17 protein-coding genes, 1 pseudogene and 1 other annotated feature are annotated in these 18,706 nt (G+C 35.1%); of the genes and pseudogenes, 11 read left to right on the top strand and 7 right to left on the bottom strand.

Annotated features, from left to right (window positions below; all coding sequences use genetic code 11):
• Positions 1–52: 52 nt before the first annotated feature.
• Together ACQKMV_RS06505 and ACQKMV_RS06500 are read right to left on the bottom strand one after the other, a co-directional pair.
• Positions 53–613 (bottom strand): type II toxin-antitoxin system PemK/MazF family toxin, encoded by a 561-nt coding sequence (locus ACQKMV_RS06505; protein ID WP_427502977.1) that lies wholly within the window; start codon positions 611–613, stop codon positions 53–55.
• A gap of 5 nt (positions 614–618) precedes the next feature.
• Positions 619–798: a hypothetical protein gene (locus tag ACQKMV_RS06500; RefSeq protein WP_427502975.1), complete on the bottom strand. Its 180-nt coding sequence runs from the start codon at positions 796–798 to the stop codon at positions 619–621.
• Between the two features lie 532 nt (positions 799–1,330).
• Here ACQKMV_RS06500 and ACQKMV_RS06495 point away from each other — a divergent pair.
• A complete protein-coding gene (locus ACQKMV_RS06495; protein WP_427502974.1) occupies positions 1,331–1,651 on the top strand; it encodes a hypothetical protein in 321 nt (106 codons plus the stop codon).
• A gap of 372 nt (positions 1,652–2,023) precedes the next feature.
• Positions 2,024–2,878 (top strand): excalibur calcium-binding domain-containing protein, encoded by an 855-nt coding sequence (locus tag ACQKMV_RS06490; protein ID WP_427502973.1) that lies wholly within the window; start codon positions 2,024–2,026, stop codon positions 2,876–2,878.
• Positions 2,879–3,380: 502 nt separating this feature from the next.
• Here the strand turns inward: ACQKMV_RS06490 and ACQKMV_RS06485 are convergent.
• Genes ACQKMV_RS06485 through ACQKMV_RS06475 form a run of 3 tightly spaced genes read right to left on the bottom strand, consistent with a single transcriptional unit; the run spans position 3,381 to position 5,524 of the window.
• Positions 3,381–4,613, bottom strand: coding sequence for an FtsW/RodA/SpoVE family cell cycle protein (locus ACQKMV_RS06485; RefSeq protein ID WP_427502972.1), 1,233 nt, complete (start codon positions 4,611–4,613; stop codon positions 3,381–3,383).
• Positions 4,600–4,992, bottom strand: a complete 393-nt coding sequence (locus tag ACQKMV_RS06480; RefSeq protein WP_427502971.1) for a helix-turn-helix transcriptional regulator — start codon at positions 4,990–4,992, stop codon at positions 4,600–4,602. The genes ACQKMV_RS06485 and ACQKMV_RS06480 overlap by 14 nt, the downstream gene beginning before the upstream one ends.
• On the bottom strand, positions 4,973–5,524 hold the full coding sequence (locus ACQKMV_RS06475) for a sigma-70 family RNA polymerase sigma factor (protein WP_427502970.1): 552 nt from the start codon (positions 5,522–5,524) through the stop codon (positions 4,973–4,975). Before ACQKMV_RS06475 ends, ACQKMV_RS06480 begins: the two co-directional genes overlap by 20 nt.
• Before the next feature lie 212 nt (positions 5,525–5,736).
• Between ACQKMV_RS06475 and ACQKMV_RS06470 the strand changes: the two genes are divergently transcribed.
• The 5 genes from ACQKMV_RS06470 to recQ all read left to right on the top strand — a co-directional run bounded on the left by ACQKMV_RS06470 (position 5,737) and on the right by recQ (position 13,256).
• Positions 5,737–6,765: a hypothetical protein gene (locus ACQKMV_RS06470; protein ID WP_427502968.1), complete on the top strand. Its 1,029-nt coding sequence runs from the start codon at positions 5,737–5,739 to the stop codon at positions 6,763–6,765.
• A gap of 80 nt (positions 6,766–6,845) precedes the next feature.
• Positions 6,846–7,066: a binding site (T-box leader), on the top strand.
• Between the two features lie 37 nt (positions 7,067–7,103).
• The gene (argS, locus tag ACQKMV_RS06465; protein ID WP_427502967.1) at positions 7,104–8,783 is read left to right on the top strand and encodes an arginine--tRNA ligase; all 1,680 of its coding nucleotides are present in this window, start codon (positions 7,104–7,106) and stop codon (positions 8,781–8,783) included.
• A 101-nt stretch (positions 8,784–8,884) separates the two neighbouring features.
• Entirely contained in the window at positions 8,885–10,114 is a 1,230-nt protein-coding gene (locus ACQKMV_RS06460) for a CynX/NimT family MFS transporter (RefSeq protein WP_427502966.1), read from the top strand.
• Between the two features lie 251 nt (positions 10,115–10,365).
• Positions 10,366–11,469: a TcaA NTF2-like domain-containing protein gene (locus ACQKMV_RS06455; RefSeq protein WP_427502965.1), complete on the top strand. Its 1,104-nt coding sequence runs from the start codon at positions 10,366–10,368 to the stop codon at positions 11,467–11,469.
• A gap of 8 nt (positions 11,470–11,477) precedes the next feature.
• Positions 11,478–13,256 carry a DNA helicase RecQ gene (recQ, locus tag ACQKMV_RS06450; protein ID WP_427502964.1) on the top strand — a complete coding sequence of 593 codons (1,779 nt, stop codon included), beginning with the start codon at positions 11,478–11,480 and terminating at the stop codon, positions 13,254–13,256.
• A gap of 83 nt (positions 13,257–13,339) precedes the next feature.
• Here recQ and ACQKMV_RS06445 read toward each other — a convergent pair whose 3' ends face one another.
• Positions 13,340–13,687, bottom strand: a complete 348-nt coding sequence (locus tag ACQKMV_RS06445) for a VOC family protein (protein WP_427502963.1) — start codon at positions 13,685–13,687, stop codon at positions 13,340–13,342.
• A 482-nt stretch (positions 13,688–14,169) separates the two neighbouring features.
• Complete coding sequence (msrA, locus tag ACQKMV_RS06440) at positions 14,170–14,691, bottom strand: peptide-methionine (S)-S-oxide reductase MsrA (RefSeq protein WP_427502962.1); 522 nt, start codon at positions 14,689–14,691, stop codon at positions 14,170–14,172.
• Between the two features lie 176 nt (positions 14,692–14,867).
• Between msrA and ACQKMV_RS06435 the strand changes: the two genes are divergently transcribed.
• The 4 genes and pseudogenes from ACQKMV_RS06435 to ACQKMV_RS06420 all read left to right on the top strand — a co-directional run bounded on the left by ACQKMV_RS06435 (position 14,868) and on the right by ACQKMV_RS06420 (position 18,649).
• Positions 14,868–15,818, top strand: a complete 951-nt coding sequence (locus tag ACQKMV_RS06435) for an LCP family protein (protein WP_427502960.1) — start codon at positions 14,868–14,870, stop codon at positions 15,816–15,818.
• A 63-nt stretch (positions 15,819–15,881) separates the two neighbouring features.
• Complete coding sequence (locus tag ACQKMV_RS06430; RefSeq protein ID WP_427502959.1) at positions 15,882–17,081, top strand: AI-2E family transporter; 1,200 nt, start codon at positions 15,882–15,884, stop codon at positions 17,079–17,081.
• A 144-nt stretch (positions 17,082–17,225) separates the two neighbouring features.
• Positions 17,226–17,599, top strand: a pseudogene (locus ACQKMV_RS06425) (recombinase family protein); the annotation flags it as partial.
• An 87-nt stretch (positions 17,600–17,686) separates the two neighbouring features.
• Positions 17,687–18,649, top strand: coding sequence for a helix-turn-helix transcriptional regulator (locus ACQKMV_RS06420; protein WP_427502958.1), 963 nt, complete (start codon positions 17,687–17,689; stop codon positions 18,647–18,649).
• Positions 18,650–18,706 lie beyond the last annotated feature (57 nt).

Raw genomic sequence — 18,706 nt, 5'->3', positions numbered from 1 at the left:
AAGAAGAAGATAAGTGAAAAATCACTAATCAACTTCTTCTTTTTATTTTTATTCATTCTGATGAAATATCATTTTCAATTATACCTAAAGATAAACATTGTAAAAGATTATTCTCTAAAACTTCCATTCGTTCTGGATGAACTTCACCATGCTTTTTTAACAATAAACTTTTATGTATACTTGCAATCTGACTCAAATCAACATATCTATCGTTACTACCTTTAGGGATATAGGTAAAGATAGGATGCTCATCTTTTATTAATAAATCATACCAAGCTTTTGCCTTCTCATGTGGCTTTACTGTATTAACAGGAGCTACAAGAATGTATTCGAAGTCGGTATTTTTATTTATATCATTAGACGATAATATTACAACTTTTCTTGGCTTTATGGTCATTACAACCATTTGTTCTTTTGCATAAGTTTTCCCATCTTCTCTTATAGGTTGAAAATCACCAATAGATTTTAGTATTTTTCCATTAGTTGAACCTTCCGCATCTGGTATAAAAAATGAAAGAGGTCTTTTGGAATCTGAGGGATAAAAAATAGCTGCCTCATACTCGTAACCTCTTTCAATGTCTTCCCAAGATGTCTTATTTAAAAAATCAGACACTAATTTCATCTCCCGTAGATATCTTGATAAGTTAAACCAGATGCCCCTCTATTTGTTTTAGTAGCATCATTAGATTCTTTCCAGTCTTCTTTACTTAAATTTGCAAACTTATTCTTTCTAATAACGGGCTTTTTTTGGGGTTTTTGTTTGGTAGAAAGCATTTCTTCCTCCTCCTTATCTTTCATTTCTATCACTCCTTACATGAATTAGTTACTAAATAATATATGGGAGTTTGATAGATTTTATTAAATAGAATTATAGCATATATTGCCATATTATCAAGAAAGTAAACTTTTCTATCGACAACATTAAAAAGAACCGCACCTAAAATATTGATGCAGCTCCCTCTATCAATAATGTATTTTTATAGTTTTACATTTATGAGTGAATCTAGGCCAAAACTAAATATGTATTAACAAAGGATCTTGTTGTTAGAAATATCGCTAGTCCTTATGAAGAAAATATTGGAAAACTTAAGAAAAACGATGACTTTTTAGTACATCATACAACTGCTGGCTGGTCATAAGTAACAGCTCCACTTTACGAAGGTTATGTAATAGATTCGCAATTAACTTCTCTAAACCGTTTGCAAAAGAATCTTATATTACTATAGAAATACATAATTATGTGAACTAATGCTACATTATTATTTATTGTCATTTCTAAAAGGAAATTTTTTCTGTTTGTCGAATGATAGTAAATGGAATGAGGGGTTATATGCATTGGGAAAACCTAAAACAAAGAATATTAAGTGAACCATCTGAATTCAATTCTTATGTTGAAAAACTAATTAGTGCAAATAGATTTGACGATGGTGAAGCATTAGGGATATCGATAATTGTTATTAAAAATGGACCTGAAAGATTATCAGATGAACAATGGCATGTCTTTATAGAAAATGGTTTATTACCTTATAATTTTGTAGATAAATGCGAAAGATGTACCGATGATATCCCATGGTCAGATATGTACAGTGCTATTTTTATTAATAAAGATCATCTTTGTCCTTTCTGCAGATATTTAGAAAAAAAAGAATAAGTCTTTTGCCTTCCTTCGTGTGTATAGAGGAGGGCTTTTATTATGCTTGAAATAAAGAAATTACATTAGGGAGTATATTCTGAAATATGTTCCTTAGTCTAAGACATTATTAAATCAATGATGATCGTAATAGCAACGATTTGTCCTAATTTCTTGTAAAATGTTACTTAATAAACCAATTTTGGTAACTAATTATGTATAATGAATTTGAAGGAGGGAAGTTTTAACAAAAGTCTGACTGTAATAGTAAATGGATTGTCTAGATTAGATGAGTTACATCATTTCGAAATACGTATTATAAGTATTCTTACATTATTTACAAACAGACTCAAAAAGAAAGATTACAAGATTAACTTATAGTAGGAGGATAAAATGAGACTGAAAACAATCGCAGCATTATTCATTATGTTACTTTTAGCTTTCAAATTTGAAGTAGCTGAAGCGAGCACATTTAAAGAAGTTAAAATTATTACAAGTTCATCTATTGAAGTATATGAAAAACCCGATGCATCCTCAAAAGTATTAGGAACTGTGACAGAAGGAACGCTTGTAACACAAATCAGCGAGGGACATAATGGTACATTTTCACGTATATCCTATCTAAATAGAGATGGGAAAATAGTAGATGGCTATATATCTGATTCTGCACTTGATGATGCTCTATACGGTATTCAGATAGCTAGTTCTAAAAGTGGTTTGGTAGTGAAACAAACACCAGCATTGAATGGAAAAACAGTTGCGACTCTGCAACATAAAATGGTTGTGAAAGACTTCGGTTCTGTTGGAAACGGATGGTCATTGGTACAATACGGTAATGTCATTGGTTATGCTTCTACAAGTTTTATGAGTGAATCTAAACCAACAACTAAATATGTATTAACAAATGGTCTTGTTGTTAGGAATATAGCTAGTCCATCTGGAGATAATATCGGAGAACTTATGAAAAACGATGAAGTTTTAGTTCATTCTACAATTGCTGGTTGGTCATTTGTAACAACTTCACTGTACGGAGGTTATGTAATAGATTCACATTTAACTTCTCAAAATCCGTTTGCTAAAACTAGTAATGGGTCAAGTAGCTCATCAAAACCTTCAAACGGAAGCAAGTCAAAATACAAAAATTGTACTGAACTTCGTAAGGATTATCCAAATGGCGTAGGTAGCGATCACCCAGCTTATGAAAAAAAGCATGATCGTGATGGAGATGGATGGGCTTGTGAAAGTTAGAAAGTGGCTGGGACAAAACTGGTCAAAACCTTAAAAAGCGCGAGAAATCAATTTAAAAACGTTGATTTCTCGCGTTTTTTTGATGTAAAATATTTTAATTTTGCGTAAAAAAATTTGCTTATGTCATAAGCGACCTAAAATATCAGTGCTGTCAGAGAGTGTTGCATGAAGGTAGATGTCGATATTTTTCAAAAGTTGGTTGATAAATTAAAATAGTTGGTTGATAAATTAAAAAAGTTGGGTGATAAATTAAAATAGTTGGTTGATAAATCGATAATGTTGGTGGATAAACAATCTCAAAAGTTCTCGACAAATCTCAAAACTGCAGCTCATTAAAGAATTTTGTCCCAGCCGTTGCCGAAAATGAGGTTTTGTCCCAGCCTCTTTGAATGGGAATCGAGGTTTTATCATCTCGTACAGGTGTGAAAAATATCCAACTGTATGAAGTGCAATAACTAGTAAAGAATTTTAAAAATGGGCACATAATTTTCAATAATTGCTATTAAATATATGATTTCCTACGATAAATACTAAGCGTCAAGCCGACCGCAACGCTTCCTAGTAGCATTGGGAAAAGACCATAGCTAATAAATGGGAGTGGCATTGATATAAGGGGTACAAGTCCAAATAGCATAAATATTTGGTATCCAATTTGCGTTGTTAAAAAGGCAAGCCCACCTATAATTAATAAACGACCATATTCGTTATGAATGAGACGTAGTGTGTGTGCTGTACGGAAAATGATGAAGCCAAGTATACATACAACGATTACTCCAGCAATAATCCCATACGTTTGTAAAATTGTGAGTAATATAAAATCAGTATGTGCTCCACCAGCTAACGGTTGATTGCTAGTGCCAAACCAAGCGAGGTTCTCCATCACCGTTGAAATAAGTACTACGCTAGGATCTAAACTTGGTGTAAACATAGCATGGATTCGTACAAGCTGATACGGTTTCAATGGTCCAAACATAAAGTAGCCGATAAATGCTACAAATAGGAGACAAAATGCAATTGTAATTGCTAGTTTTTTCTTACGAGAAAAACTACTTGCATAAAATAAGGTGGCAACTATTGCTGAATATGTACAGAATAGTGAAATATCCGGTAATAGCAAGTAGCAAAATGCGCCGATAAAATAAAGAATGAGTAACAACCATAATGATTTTTTTTGTTTAGCGAAAAGCCCTGCAAACGCAATTAAAAAGAGGGGTAATGTCATCCAGCCTTTAAGTTCAAGAGGGCCAGCTTTAAAAAAGATCATACCATGGATTGTTTCATTACCATTTAAGATAATAAGAAATAAGAGACATGCCAGTACATACATATGCGTGGAATAGCGCTCTAGCTTGCGAAAATCGAGTCGCATTAAAAAGAATGTCAAAACAATTCCACCAATAAAAATAACGATATTACGCATAATATAATCTCGTAACGAGAGCTCAGCTGGTAGGAGCGGTAAAAAGCTACACATTGCTGCCAACACAAATGGAATAACTAGTAGCCAATCGATTTTCGGCTGATGAATTTGATTGAGCGAGATACCTAACTTCGTTGCATTGCCCATTTCAAGCACAGCCTGTTGTTCCGCATCAGTTTCACTGTGTCCCTTTTCCTGCCAAGCCTGCTTCGATTGGGTTAAATGATACGTCAGCTCCTTTTCAACCGAATCGTGTGCCTCCTTGTTGCGAATATGTCCCTTTACGTGTTGAATATAGTCCTTAATCGTTCGCATAGCGCGCCTCCTTCAGTAATTGCTGAATAGAAGGGAAGTACATTTCTTTGTTAAGTTTTGCCAGCAACTTGACGCCCTTATTTGAAAGTACATATCGTTTTTCGTTCTCATGCCATTCACTAACGACGAGTTGTTGTTGCTCGAGTCGATGAAGCGAGGCATAAATCATCCCTTCATTGAAATGAACTACGTCTTTGTTTTTTGTATAAAGAAGTTGCGTCAGCTCATAACCCGAGCGCATCGTTTGTAGCATCGGTAACAGCACCTGATCTGAAAGCTCCTCGTGAATACCGTTACGCACAGCTTCACGATGTTTTTCTGTAAATTGCACTTTTTGAAACTGATTTTTCATGGCTTGTTTAAAACGTGTTTCCGTCAAATGGATTCCCTCCTAACGCTTTTTGTAACAAAGCTCGTGCCTTTCGAAGTCTTGTCTTCACCGTATTTTTATTCAATGATAAAATGCTGGCAATCTCCTGTACCGAGTAGTCCTCAAAATAATAAAAGTAAATAACTTCACGATACTTTACGGGGAGTGCCATTACAAGGTCAAACAAAGCCTCGTCCTCACTATTCTTCACAACTTGCTCAAGCAAATCATTCGTTTTCAATGCTTCCGCTAACACATTTGTTTCGGTAACATCTACGTTTTTCTTGTACCAGCTTTTTATATAGTCCTTTGAATGATTGATAGCAATACGCCACAACCATGTCTTTAAGCTAGCATGCCCCTGGTAGGTTGATAGAGCCTTATAGCACTTAATAAAAATCTCCTGCGTCAAATCCTCAGCAAGGGCAGCATCATTTACATATGTATAAACAAGCTGAAGAACCGCTTGACCATAATCTGTCATTAGCTCCTCAATCACTTGATCTCGTGATAATCCACTTGCTGTAATTGTTTCCTCCATATCGTCCCTCCTTACGTGTTCATTCATTAGACGACTGCCAAATAGTACTGGTTTTACTTTATTATATAAAAAACATGTTGTGAGCACTTATTAACAAAACAGAAGAGTTCTAGATGGCAAGAGTGAGGGGTACTATTAATTAGTAGGGTGAAAAGACAAAACTTTATCAGTATAGATCCTTATAATTTTATTTAGTAGAAAGGGAGCGGATTTTGAAAAGATTTTTATTTATTTTGATAATCTTTGTAATAATTTGTATTGTCTTTAGTAAAAAAATATTTTCAATTGATGATAATAATGCTTCTGCATCTAAGATTTACATCAATGTGTTTGATCCAAAAAGTTTGAAATTTAACTTCTATCAATTTGACCAGTTTCAGAATAAAAGTAAATTATTATTAAGTAAGGAAACGGCGGATTATTCTGCTTTCGCTTATTCTGAACGTACTAATAAATTGTATTATACTGATGGCATATCGGATCATACAATACAATTATTTGAAAATGACCTAAATACGAATCAAATAAAACAGTTAACCGCTGTATTTAATAAGGTTGATTTTATCCAAATAAACAAAGAGCAAAATATCATCTTTATGAGAGTGCTATTGAGAGATGAATTAAGAAATTTTCATATAGCTACGTATAATCTTCAAACAAAGAAAATACAAATATGGGAAGAAGAAAACAACGATAGAAGTGTTTTAAATTTTAATTATAACCCGAATAATAATCAATTAATTGTAGTCTCTTTCTCCGAAAACGAAGATCAGAAGAAACTAACCGAGGCTAATAAAAATCAAACAAAATTACAGTCAATCAAACACAGTATAGATATTTATAACATTGAAGGTCAAAAAATGAAACATATAGTCGATGTAGAGAGTTTTATTAGTGGAGCATCATTGGCACCAGATGCGAACTCAGTAATAATCAGCTATGATGAAGCTGTAGACAGTCCTATTTCGCATGTTGTAGAAATAGATATCACATCAAAAAAAGTAAAGTCTTTACTAGATAGTAGTGGTATTTTTTCAAAAATTCGCTCCGTTAAATTCGATGAAAAAAAAGAAGGGTTTTACTTCTTATCTAGTTTTATTGATGATAAAAAGGGTCATAGTATTTTGGAAATACCTAAAGAGAGCGTACTCTCGTACTATGACATCAAGAAAAATAAGGTACGAAATGTATGGAGGCCAGAAAAAAGTGTTATCGTTAGTTATTCAGCAGAACATTTCTAATGCACAATTTAGTTCTTAATAATTCTGAATAGACAGTTGACTTTAATTTGATGTTCGTGTAGAATTTTTCGAAATTACAGTTAAATTCGATGAAAAAGAGAGTAGTTTATGGAGCTACTGGAAAGCGAATTAGGGATGGTGTAAGCCTAATACAGCAGCCATAAATGAACCGCACTTTGGAGATGGTTCTCGAATTAGTAGTAGAGAATATCGGGGAGTCACCTCGTTAACAATGGAAAGTGGTCATATTTATATGGCAACTAGAGTGGTACCACGGGATAACTATGCTCTCGTCTCTATTTTAGAGACGGGAGCTTTTTTTATGTTTAGGGAGGAGAATGAACATGCATACACAAATCGCGAAAAGCATTGCTGAGGCATTAAACAGCGAACTGTCAGTCAATGAAATTCAAAATTTACTGGAGAAACCGAAAAATTTGGACTTAGGGGATGTGGCATTCCCTTGCTTTACACTAGCCAAAAAACTAAGAAAAGCCCCTCACAATATCGCATCCGACATAAAAAACAAATTAAACTGTGATTTAATACAGGAAGTTCAAGTAGTAGGTGGGTATGTCAATATATTTTACCAACAGCCAACGATTACACAACAAGTGCTTAGTCAAATAGTAAAAGAAAAAAATTTATACGGGACTCAACAGGAACCAAAAGGAAATGTTGTTTTGGATTTTTCTTCACCTAATATAGCGAAGCCCTTTTCCATGGGCCATTTACGTTCTACAGTAATCGGTAATGCTTTAGCCAACATTGCCGAGAAAAACGGCTATAAAGCAATTCGTATTAATCATTTAGGTGACTGGGGAACACAGTTTGGTAAATTAATCGTGGCCTATCGAAAATGGGGAGATCAACAAACTATTGAAGCCGCTCCAATAGAGGAACTGTTAAAAATTTATGTGAAGTTCCATGAAGAAGCGGAGCAGGATGATACACTTAATGAACAGGCACGTACCGCATTTAAAGCATTAGAAGATGGGGATAAAGAGACGTTAGCTTTATGGCAATGGTTTAGAGATGAATCACTCGAAGAATTCAAGACCATATATCAACTGCTTGGGATTGACTTTGATTCGTTCGCTGGGGAAGCGTTCTACAATGACAAAATGGCTGCTGTTGTTAAAGAGTTGGAAGAAAAAGACCTACTTGTGAAATCAGATGGAGCTTATGTCGTTGAAATAAACAATATGCCTCCATGCTTAATTACTAAAACAGACGGTGCTACGCTCTATGCTACACGTGATTTAGCAGCTGCTTTTTATCGACAACAACAATATGATCCTAAAAAAATATTTTATGTTGTAGGGAATGAACAATCCCTTCATTTTAACCAACTATTTAAGGTCATTGAGAAGATGGGGAACGATTGGTCAAAAGATTTACAGCATGTGCCTTTCGGGATGATCCTTAAAGATGGTAAAAAAATGTCGACGCGTAAAGGAAAGATCGTTTTATTAGCAGATGTACTAACAGAAGCGATTGCTACGGCGAAGCAAAATATCGAAGTAAAAAATCCAAATCTAATGGATAAAGAAAGCGTCGCACATCAGGTTGGTGTGGGAGCGGTCATTTTTAATGATTTAAAAAATGATCGTCTTCATGATATAGAGTTTTCTATTGAACAAATGATGAATTTCGAAGGTGAAACAGGGCCGTATATTCAATATACTTATGCACGTATTTCATCTCTTTTGGAAAAAGCAGATGAACAAAATTACGAAGTGTCGTCTGAAACATTAGGTGAGCAAGGGTGGCCAGTCATTTTATTACTGGAACAATTTCCGAAAGTAATCGCCAACGCTTTTGAACAAGCGGATCCATCACAAATTGCTAAATATGCCCTGCAATTAGCGCGTCTATTTAATAAATATTATGCGCAAAATAAAGTATTGGTTGATGACAGCCAAAGAACATCAAGATTAGCATTTTGTCAATGTGTATCTATTGTTTTAAAAGAATCGTTAACATTATTGGGAATTGCTGCACCTAATAAGATGTAAGTACTATAAGCCGCATCTTTTCATCATTAATTGCCATTAAATTGACCATAACTAGAAAAAATGGTAAAAGGAAATAGTAAGAAATTTGAGGTCTGACAATAATGCTAGATTTTAGTGAAATTCAGACCATGTTATTAGAGAGAAGGTTTTTAGTAAGTATGGAGAAAAAGCAATTGCGTGTTTCCATGGTACTTGTGGTTGTTAGTATTTTCTTCGTTGCGCTCAATATGCGCCCAGCAGTTACAGGAATAGGACCACTATTTAATGTACTTTTGGAATCACTCCAAATATCAAATACAAAAATGAGCTTTTTAACATCTATTCCCGTGTTTTGTATGGGACTCTTTGCACCATTCGCAGTACCATTACAAAGAAAAGTAGGAACAAAAACGGCTATTACGCTTTTAATCATTATCCTAGCATTAGCAAATGGGCTACGCTTTTTAAAAGAAAGTTACGAACTACTTGTAGTCACAAGCTTTGCTGCAGGATTTGCCATTGCCCTTATCGGACCCATATTAAATGCCTACATAAAGAAAAAATTCCCGAATCGCTTTACTACAGTGGTAGGTATTTATTCATTTGGAATAGGAACAGGGGCAACATTGAGTGCAGCACTAACAATACCATTTTATAATCATTTTCATGAGAGCTGGACGATGGCGCTTGGCAGCTGGGCAATACTTGCTATCATTGCTCTTTGCATATGGTTCCTGGCAATACAAAATCAAGAACTGCCGGAGACAGATGTATTAATGGAAAATGCAGCACGAAATCCGTGGAAAAATGCCCGTGCTTGGACAATTTTAATTTACTTTGGCTTACAAACATCTTTGTTCTTCTCAATGATGTCCTGGCTATCACCGATGTTACAGGCTAAGGGCTTTTCCCTTGTTGCTGCAAGCTCAATGCTAACATTTATGTCTATTGTACAAATGATTGGAAATATTATGGTCCCCATACTAATGGAAAAATGGTCAAGTCGAATTGGTTGGCTCTTTTCTTTAGGGTTTTTAGGCGTAATTGGCTTTGTTTTGCTCTGGGTAGGCTCAGGATCTTTGTTATGGATTGCTGTATTAATAATAGGTATTGTATTAAGCGGCTTATTTCCAATCGGCTTATTGTTACCATTGGATGAGGCAAGAAATGATGAGGAGGCAAATAGCTGGTCATCTATGGTGCTTTCAGGCGGCTTTATGATAAGCGCCATTATTCCAATACTTATCGGCTATTGCTATGATGTGACTGGTAACCATACATTTACTTATATGATTTTTATAACATTAATGCTTGGCATTATAGCTACTACAATCTTTCTTAAGAAAAAATAATTTTGAGACATGTGCGAATTGTTCGAGCATGTCTTTTTTTTTTTATAACATTTTAACCGTAAATTATAAGTCATTTTTCATAGCAAAGCTAAATAAGAGCCGTTTTTTATAGGTATAACGAATTGAATAAAAGATGAGAGCAGTATTTTAATAATACGTAACCTTAGATAATATTATTATGTAAACTTGAAACGTATAAAAACCTTGTTTATGATATAAAGGAAAGATTTAAAGAAAGTTTTGGTGAAAGTATGCGGAAAAAGATGCTCATTCTTGGAGCAACAGCTTTACTATTAACGGGCTGTGGAAATGATACATTAGCAGAGGTAGTTCATACTAAAAAGACCGATGTGAAATCGGAAAAGGCTGTGACGAAGCAGCATGAAAAAATTGTACCTGAAGTAAAAGTAGTTGGGGAGAACGGGATCGGTGCAGGAATCATTGTTAAAAAAGAGGACGCTAAGCTTTATATTGTGACAAATGGTGCGCTCGTAGCCTCAAAGCCAACTGCTCTCGTACAATTTAATAATCAAAAGCTTAAGGAAGCCAATGTACACTATATATCTACAGCTTATAATATAGCCATATTAGAAGTACCATATAACGCATCGGTAAAGGTGCCGACCGTCTATAAAGGTGAATTAAATCAGTTAGCTGTTTATGTCGATAGCTTACCGTACGACATTAAAAAATATAGTGACAGAGTAGCAGCTTATTACATAGATGCAGATCAAAATACACTTTTAGGGAGCCCTGTTTTAGAAGCAGAGAATGGTGAACTTGTGGGCATCTATCTTAAACGTAAGCTAAACGGTGTATCACAGCCGTTTATTTTGCCATTTAAAGATATTGCACAGTTATTGGATGAATGGATCGATGGTAATATGAAGACTAGTGATCGACTAGCTCAATCAAAAAACTTGTATCCATATATAGAACAAGGCGATAAAGAAGCAGTTCAGCAAGCTATTGAACAATACGGAAAAAACATTTTTGCTTATAACGTTGATGAAATAAAGTTATTTTTAGATACATTTCATAAGCATTTAAAAGCAGCTGTTGAGATTCATGATGCTAGTGTCATGAAATCTTTTGTAGGTACAGATGATTTACAAAGCACATTGAATAATATGGTTGCATACTATGCCTCCAAACAAGCGAAAATTAATTTTTCCAATACTTCGATTAAAAACATCAGCATAGAAGGGCAAAATATTGTTGTTCGTGCTAAAACGGAATATGTACTAACAAATTCTGCTGGTCAAGAGGCACTTGCGAACTCTATGATGGTATATGAAATAAATAAAAATGAACAGGGCGAGTATAAGCTTATTCGTCTAACAACTGAGGAGTGAAAAGTTGGATGGAGCAAGCAAGACAAATGCTACAACATCATTTTGGCTATGATTCATTTCGCAATGGACAGGCACCAATTATTGAACAAACATTACGAGGTCAATCAAGTCTTTGTGTGATGCCAACTGGCGGCGGTAAATCAATTTGTTATCAAATTCCGGCACTCATGCTAGATGGCCTCACAGTCGTCATATCCCCTTTAATTTCTCTTATGCAAGATCAGGTAGAAGCATTACGTGCCGCAAATATTCCGGCCGCGTATATTAATAGTACTTTAACTGTGCAAGAAGTGAATGAAACGATACAGCTTGCGAGTGCGGGTTATTTAAAGCTTCTTTATATAGCGCCTGAGCGATTAGAGAGTGCAACATTTTTACAGGTATTATCGAATTTATCTGTACCATTGCTTGCTGTGGATGAAGCACACTGTATATCCCAGTGGGGGCATGATTTTAGACCGAGTTACCGAGCAATCCAAAAATTATTTACGTTGTGGCCGCAAAAACCAACTGTCTTAGCACTTACTGCAACCGCTACACCCGCTGTTTGTGATGATATTAGACAATTATTAGAAATTGATGAGAAATCCACGGTGATTACCGGCTTTTCCCGTGATAATTTAGCATTCTCTGTGTTAATCGGTGAAAACAAAGAACGCTACATTAAAAATTATTTAACGAAAAATAAAAATGAAGCGGGCATTATTTATGCTGCTACACGAAAGGCTGTAGACGCGATCTATGAGCTTTTAAGTCGTTCGGGAGAATCTGTGGCTAAATATCATGCGGGACTGCCAGAGGACATGCGTACGTCAGAGCAAGATCGCTTTTTAAAAGATGAGGCGCGTATTATGGTAGCAACTAATGCATTTGGAATGGGTATTGATAAGAGTAATGTACGCTTTGTCATTCATTATCAAATGCCGCGTAATATGGAGAGCTATTATCAGGAAGCGGGGCGTGCAGGGCGTGACGGCTTGCCAAGTGCCTGTATTTTGCTGTATGCATCAGGCGATGTTCAAACACAGCGCTTTTTAATTGAACAGACGCAGGATGAAACACGAATTGCACAGGAATTAGCGAAGCTCCAAACGATGGTTGATTATTGTCATACAGAAGGCTGTTTACAAAATGCTATCTTAACGTATTTTGGCGAAGAAGCAGGGGTGCCTTGTAGTCGTTGTAGTAATTGTAATGACGGACGGGAAATCAAAGATGTGACTGTAGATGCACAAAAGGTATTAGCCTGTGTCGTAAGGATGGGACAAAAATTTGGTAAGACGATGGTAGCGCAAGTGTTAATTGGCTCCAAAAATCAAAAGGTCACTGAATTTGGCTTTGCAAGGCTGTCAACTTATGGCATTTTAAAAGGCCAATATTCCTCAAAGGATGTCTCAAACTTTATTGAGTTTTTAATTGCTGAAGGCTTACTTGCCGTTAAACATGGTACGTTTCCGACAATATATGTATCAGATGAAGGCAAAGAGGTTCTACTTGGGAATCGAACGGTCATGCGAAAAGAAGCTGTCGCTGTACGGAAGCTTGTTGACAATGATCCGTTATTTGAGCATTTACGATTATTGCGAAAAGAGATTGCAGATGAAGAAAAAGTACCACCATTTGTTGTGTTTTCTGATAAAACATTACGTGATTTATGTGATAAAAAACCGACAGTGCTTGAAGAATTACGACATGTAAGTGGGATTGGTGAAGTAAAATTCGAAAAATACGGCAAGCGTTTCTTCGATGCACTTCAGTCTTTTTTGAAAACAACAACGAATAGTTAGTTTATAATGATAAAGGAAAAAAGGAAGAACTTAATTCAAAAGAATTAGGCACTTCCTTTTTATTCGCAAAGTATTACAACCCGCTATTTTTCCCAAAGCTCGATCAGTCGACCTTCAGGATCTTTAATCCAAATAAACTTTCCATATTCACTAATCTCTTCTTTCTTTTCAAGAGGTACATCAATATGTTCAAGATGCTTAATCATCTCGTTTAGGTCATGTACTTGGAAATTTAACATCACTTGTTGTTCTGTTGGAAAATAACTGTCATTTTCGCTGAAGAATGAAAAGATAGTCTCATTTCCTAATTGGGGTTTAATGATAGTCCCATTCCAATTTTCTATTTCTAGCTGCAACACTTCACTGTACCATTTTTTTATAACATCAAGATTTTTAGTTCTCCAAAATATCCCTCCGAAACCTTTTATCATCGTATCTAACTCCTGTCTGTCTATAAATTTTCATTTTTTCGATTTAATTAATGTTTAGTTCCTTCTTATAAATACTGCTCCGTTAATTTTAGCATAAATATCCATTGAAAAATTACCTCAAAGAAAAACTAAAGAGGTGATAAAACAAAAAATAACCCGGAAATAATATTTCCGGGCTTGATTCTCACTTACTTATAGTGCTCCATGACACACTGCCTCGCTTCCGCATTAATCTTAAAATTTTTAAGACAACTGTGCTTTAGCTGCATTCAGCTTTGATGGTCCTTCTGAGTTACCGGTCAGCCCCACTCATCGGGTTAACCCTCCTTGTCATTGGATTTGAAGTGAAATCTTTAATAGTATAGACCGTTTATTATTTTTTATACACGTTATTAAAAGAAATGAAAAAATCCATTTTGAAAACGACAATACCCTGAGTTAAAAAGATGATTTGTATATTCAAAATGGTTTTTATATTTAAGTTATTTCTCCCAATGCCCAGCGATGAACTGATCTCGGCCAGAAAGCGCTCGGTCCTTCTGATAATGCTCCGACTCTTTTTTATAATAGTCCTGATGATAATCTTCTGCAGGATAAAAATGCTTGGCATCACGAATTGTGGTTACAATAGGTTTATCAAAGCGACCACTTTTTGCTAGTTTTTCCTTGGAAGCTTCAGCAATGCGTTTTTGCTCTTCTGAATAGGTAAAGATTGCTGTTGTGTACGATTCACCACGGTCATGGAATTGACCAAAAGCATCCGTTGGGTCGATTTGCATCCAGTAAATATCAAGGAGCTGCTCATAACTAAAAACGCTAGGGTCGAATTCAATTTCGACTACTTCTAAATGGCCAGAAGTGCCTGTTTTGACATCCACATAAGTAGGATTTTCTAAATGGCCACCCATGTAGCCCGAAGTGACCTTATGTATACCATCCCATTCAACAAATGGCTTTACCATACACCAAAAACAGCCGCCAGCAAACGTAGCTTTGTCAATCATGTTCATCATCCTTTCTTTCGTGAAAATATTATAGCATTATTTTGTTCATTACTGGCAAATAGGGTGTAAAATAACCTATGAATAGTTATTGATAGGATTCGTAACATAGTATAAAATGAACCTTTCTTTATATTGAATCGTTAAATTAACTATAAAAAATAGAGGAGTTAACAGTTATGGAAGAGCAAGATTATTCAAGACGCTCGCACCGTCCAAAAAAACGTCGCTTGCGTAAAGGGAGAGCATTGTTCACATTGCTACTACTTTGTGTCATCGTTATTGTAGGTTATTCCATTATGCAATATCGAAGTGGTCTAAAATTGGCAAGTGAGTCAAAGGTAGCCCAAGAGGATTTCACCGGTGATCCAGTAAAAGGTGATGTTGAAAATTATTTATTATTAGGAATCGATACTCGTGGTGAGGAAAAATCACGTACAGATACAATGATGGTATTATCGTGGAATAAGAAAACAAATGATGTCAAACTCGTATCATTAATGCGAGATATTTATGCGGATATTCCAGGTTATAAATCCTATAAGCTTAATACGGCCTACTATTTAGACGGTGTCCAATTATTAAAAGATACGATTGGTAATATGTTTGGCCTGCCGATTAATCATTATGCAATTATCGATTTCAAAAATTTTGAATCACTTGTAGATATTATTGCACCAAATGGCGTTGAAATCGACGTAGATAAGGATATGTCCGAAAAAATTGGCGTTTCATTAAAACAAGGCGTGCATAACTTAAACGGTAAAGAATTACTTGGCTTTGCCCGTTTCCGTCACGATGAAAAAGGGGATTTTGGTCGAGTAGAACGTCAGCAAAAAGTTATCGAAGCATTAAAGAATGAAATTTTGTCACCTCAAAATATGTTGAACTTACCAAAGTTCGTTGGTGCCGCACAAGGATATATAACAACGGACTATTCATCAGCAGGTGAGATTCAACAAGTGCTGAAAATGGTGTCGAAAGGTAAGGTCAAAATAGAAAAAGCAACTATTCCAATTGAAGGTAGTTATAGTTTCAAAAATATTAGAGGTGTCGGTGATTCAATTGTTGTTGATGTAGAGAAAAACAAAGAATTTTTAAGTAAATTTTTAGGCATTTCCCTAGAGTGATTTTTCGCAAAGTCCAACATTATCCTGTAATATATGGGTATAGGATTGGATTGGGGTGAGTAGATGGAAAAAGAAAGACCAAAAGAGCGTTCCAATTTCTTTTCAACGAAGTTCATTCGCTTTTTAGGTGGTAAAAACTTATTTTTTACACTGATCATTTTATTATTACTAGCATGCGTTATTTTTATGTTCCAAAAAGTTTCCTTTATATTTACCCCGCTAAAAGTTTTATTTGAGGTGGTTATTCTACCAGGGGTACTTGCCGGTATTGGATATTATTTATTCCGTCCAATAGTGGGGCTTTTCGAAAGATGGCGTATCCCTAGAGTTTGGGGTATCTTCCTTCTATATATCGTTCTGATTGGCATAATAACGTTATTAGTAGTACTTGTCTATCCGTTTTTACGGGACCAGTTTACTAATTTAGCACAGGAGTTCCCAGGGTATTTTATGGCGTTAACGCAAAATGTTGATGATTTTCTCAATAATTCACGCTTCAATGAATACCTAGATAAAATTAATTTGAACTATGACTCAATGGTGAAGAACTTTACAACGGATATGGTGGAAACAGTAAAAAATACAGCTACGAATTTAGCACAAGGCGTAGCATCTGGTATTACTGGCTTCGTTTCGACTTTAACGGGAATAGTTTTATCATTAGTAACGGTGCCATTTATTTTATTTTACTTACTTAAAGATGGTGAAAAACTACCGAGCTATATTTTAAAAATTTGCCCGCCACGTATGCGTAAAGAAGTACACGAAATTTTCCATGACATGGACAAGCAAATTAGTTCCTATATTCAAGGACAAATTTTAGTGTCAATGTGCATAGGTTCAATGGTAACAATCGGCTTTTTAATTATCGGTATGAAATATGCATTATTGCTTGGATTCCTTGCTATGATTACGAGTGTGGTTCCATACTTAGGGCCAGTCATCGCCATTACACCAGCGGTCATTATCGCTCTTGTAACTTCGCCATTCATGCTTATTAAACTAGCCATAGTATGGACGGTCGTACAGCTGATTGAAGGGAAATTCATTTCTCCACAAATTATGGGTAAATCACTTAGTATCCATCCAATTACGATTATTTTCGTGTTATTAACGGCAGGTTCTTTATTTGGCGTACCAGGTGTCATTTTAGGGATTCCGGGTTATGCCATTATGAAAGTGCTTGTGACACATTTATTTAAGTTATTTAAACAGCGTTATAATCGTTACGAAGATGAGGTCCATCAAAAATATGATGCGTAAGAAGAGACAGCTACTGCAAACGTGCAGTAGCTGTTTTTTTATAAGCATATGTTAAAATTTAGTATGGATATCTATGTTCACATGCTTGCTCAAGTTTAAAGGAATAGAAGGAAAGGAGAAACAACTTGTTAAATTGTCGAACGTTATGTTACGGACTTAACTCGGATTACTCGTTGTACAAAAGATTTATTTGAATTAATAGATAACATACGGAGTAAAAAGGCAAATTTAAAATCCTTAAAAGATACATGGCTAGATTTATCAGAAGATAATCCCTACAGCCAATTCTTAATTACGGTTATGGCGGGTGTAAACCAATTAGAACGTGATCTTATCCGTATGCGACAGCGTGAAGGGATTGAACTGGCAAAGAAAGAAGGAAAGTTTAAAGGTCGGTTAAAGAAGTACCATAAAATCATGCTGGAATGAATTATGCAGTAAAGCTTTATAAAGAGGGAGATATGACTGTAAATCAAATTTGTGAAATTACAAATGTGTCTAGGGCCTCATTATATTGAAAGCTATCGGAAAGGAACAGTTGATGAATTATACTAAAAATCGGAAATATATAATAGAAAATAAATTTCATATAGAGGTGGAATTATATGCCTAAAATTGACAATATGTTAGCAATTCTATGGATGCTTCGTTCAGGTGAAAAAATTACTGCAAAACAAATTTCAGAAAAGTTAGAGATAAATATAAGGACTGTGTATCGTTATATTGATACAATTTCAACAAGTGGCGTACCTATAATTTCAGAACCAGGACATAACGGTGGATACACTTTATTGAACAATTTTATTGAGGCTCCTCTTTTTTTTGATTTTGAGGAGCAAACTTCACTATTTCACGCTGCTGTTTTTGCAGAAGAAGCAGGATATTATGGAGGTGAAGCACTAAATAGGGCCATTTCAAAACTAAGTAAATACTCAAATCAAGAGCAGGAAACAAAGATAAACCAACATTTAACTAGTCTTGAAGTAATAAGTCGATTAAGTTCACTCTCTATGGAACCTTTTTTGAAGGAGTTGGAGCAGGCCGTAGCTGACGGGTACTCAGTAAAAATTCTTTACCATAAAAGTGGCGAAAAGCAATTAAATTATAGATTGGTCGATCCGTACAGAATTATCTATTGGAATAATAAGTGGTATGTGATTGGATTTTGTCATCTTAGGAATGATATCCGTAGTTTTAGAGTAGATCGAATTGAAAGTCTAATGCTAACTGAAAATAAGTTTAACCGGCCAGAAAATTTTTCAGCACGTGACTTTTTTATAAAAAATCTTCTTCCAACTATAGAAGATAAGGAAGGGATTATTTCTTTGGTTATTAATGGGGATAAAAGTGTATTGGCTGATATTTGCCAACATTGGTTTTTAGGACATTATTTACAAGAACGGACTTCAAATCAAGCAGTTTTTCTTCTTGAAAAAGATATGATACATACATATGTACCTTATTTACTTTTACCGTACAATAAATCTATTAAAGTTATTGAGCCAATAAGTCTTAAGAAAAGACTTATTGAAGTTCTGTCGGAATTAATAAAATTTCATCAAATATGATAACTTCCCTGACGTTAACTGTCAGGGAAGTTATTTTATAATAGCTATATCAATTGT

Source organism: Lysinibacillus sp. NPDC094403 (genome assembly GCF_050278745.1).
Lineage (GTDB): Bacteria > Bacillota > Bacilli > Bacillales_A > Planococcaceae > Lysinibacillus.
This window is presented reverse-complemented; position numbering and strand designations above follow the sequence as displayed.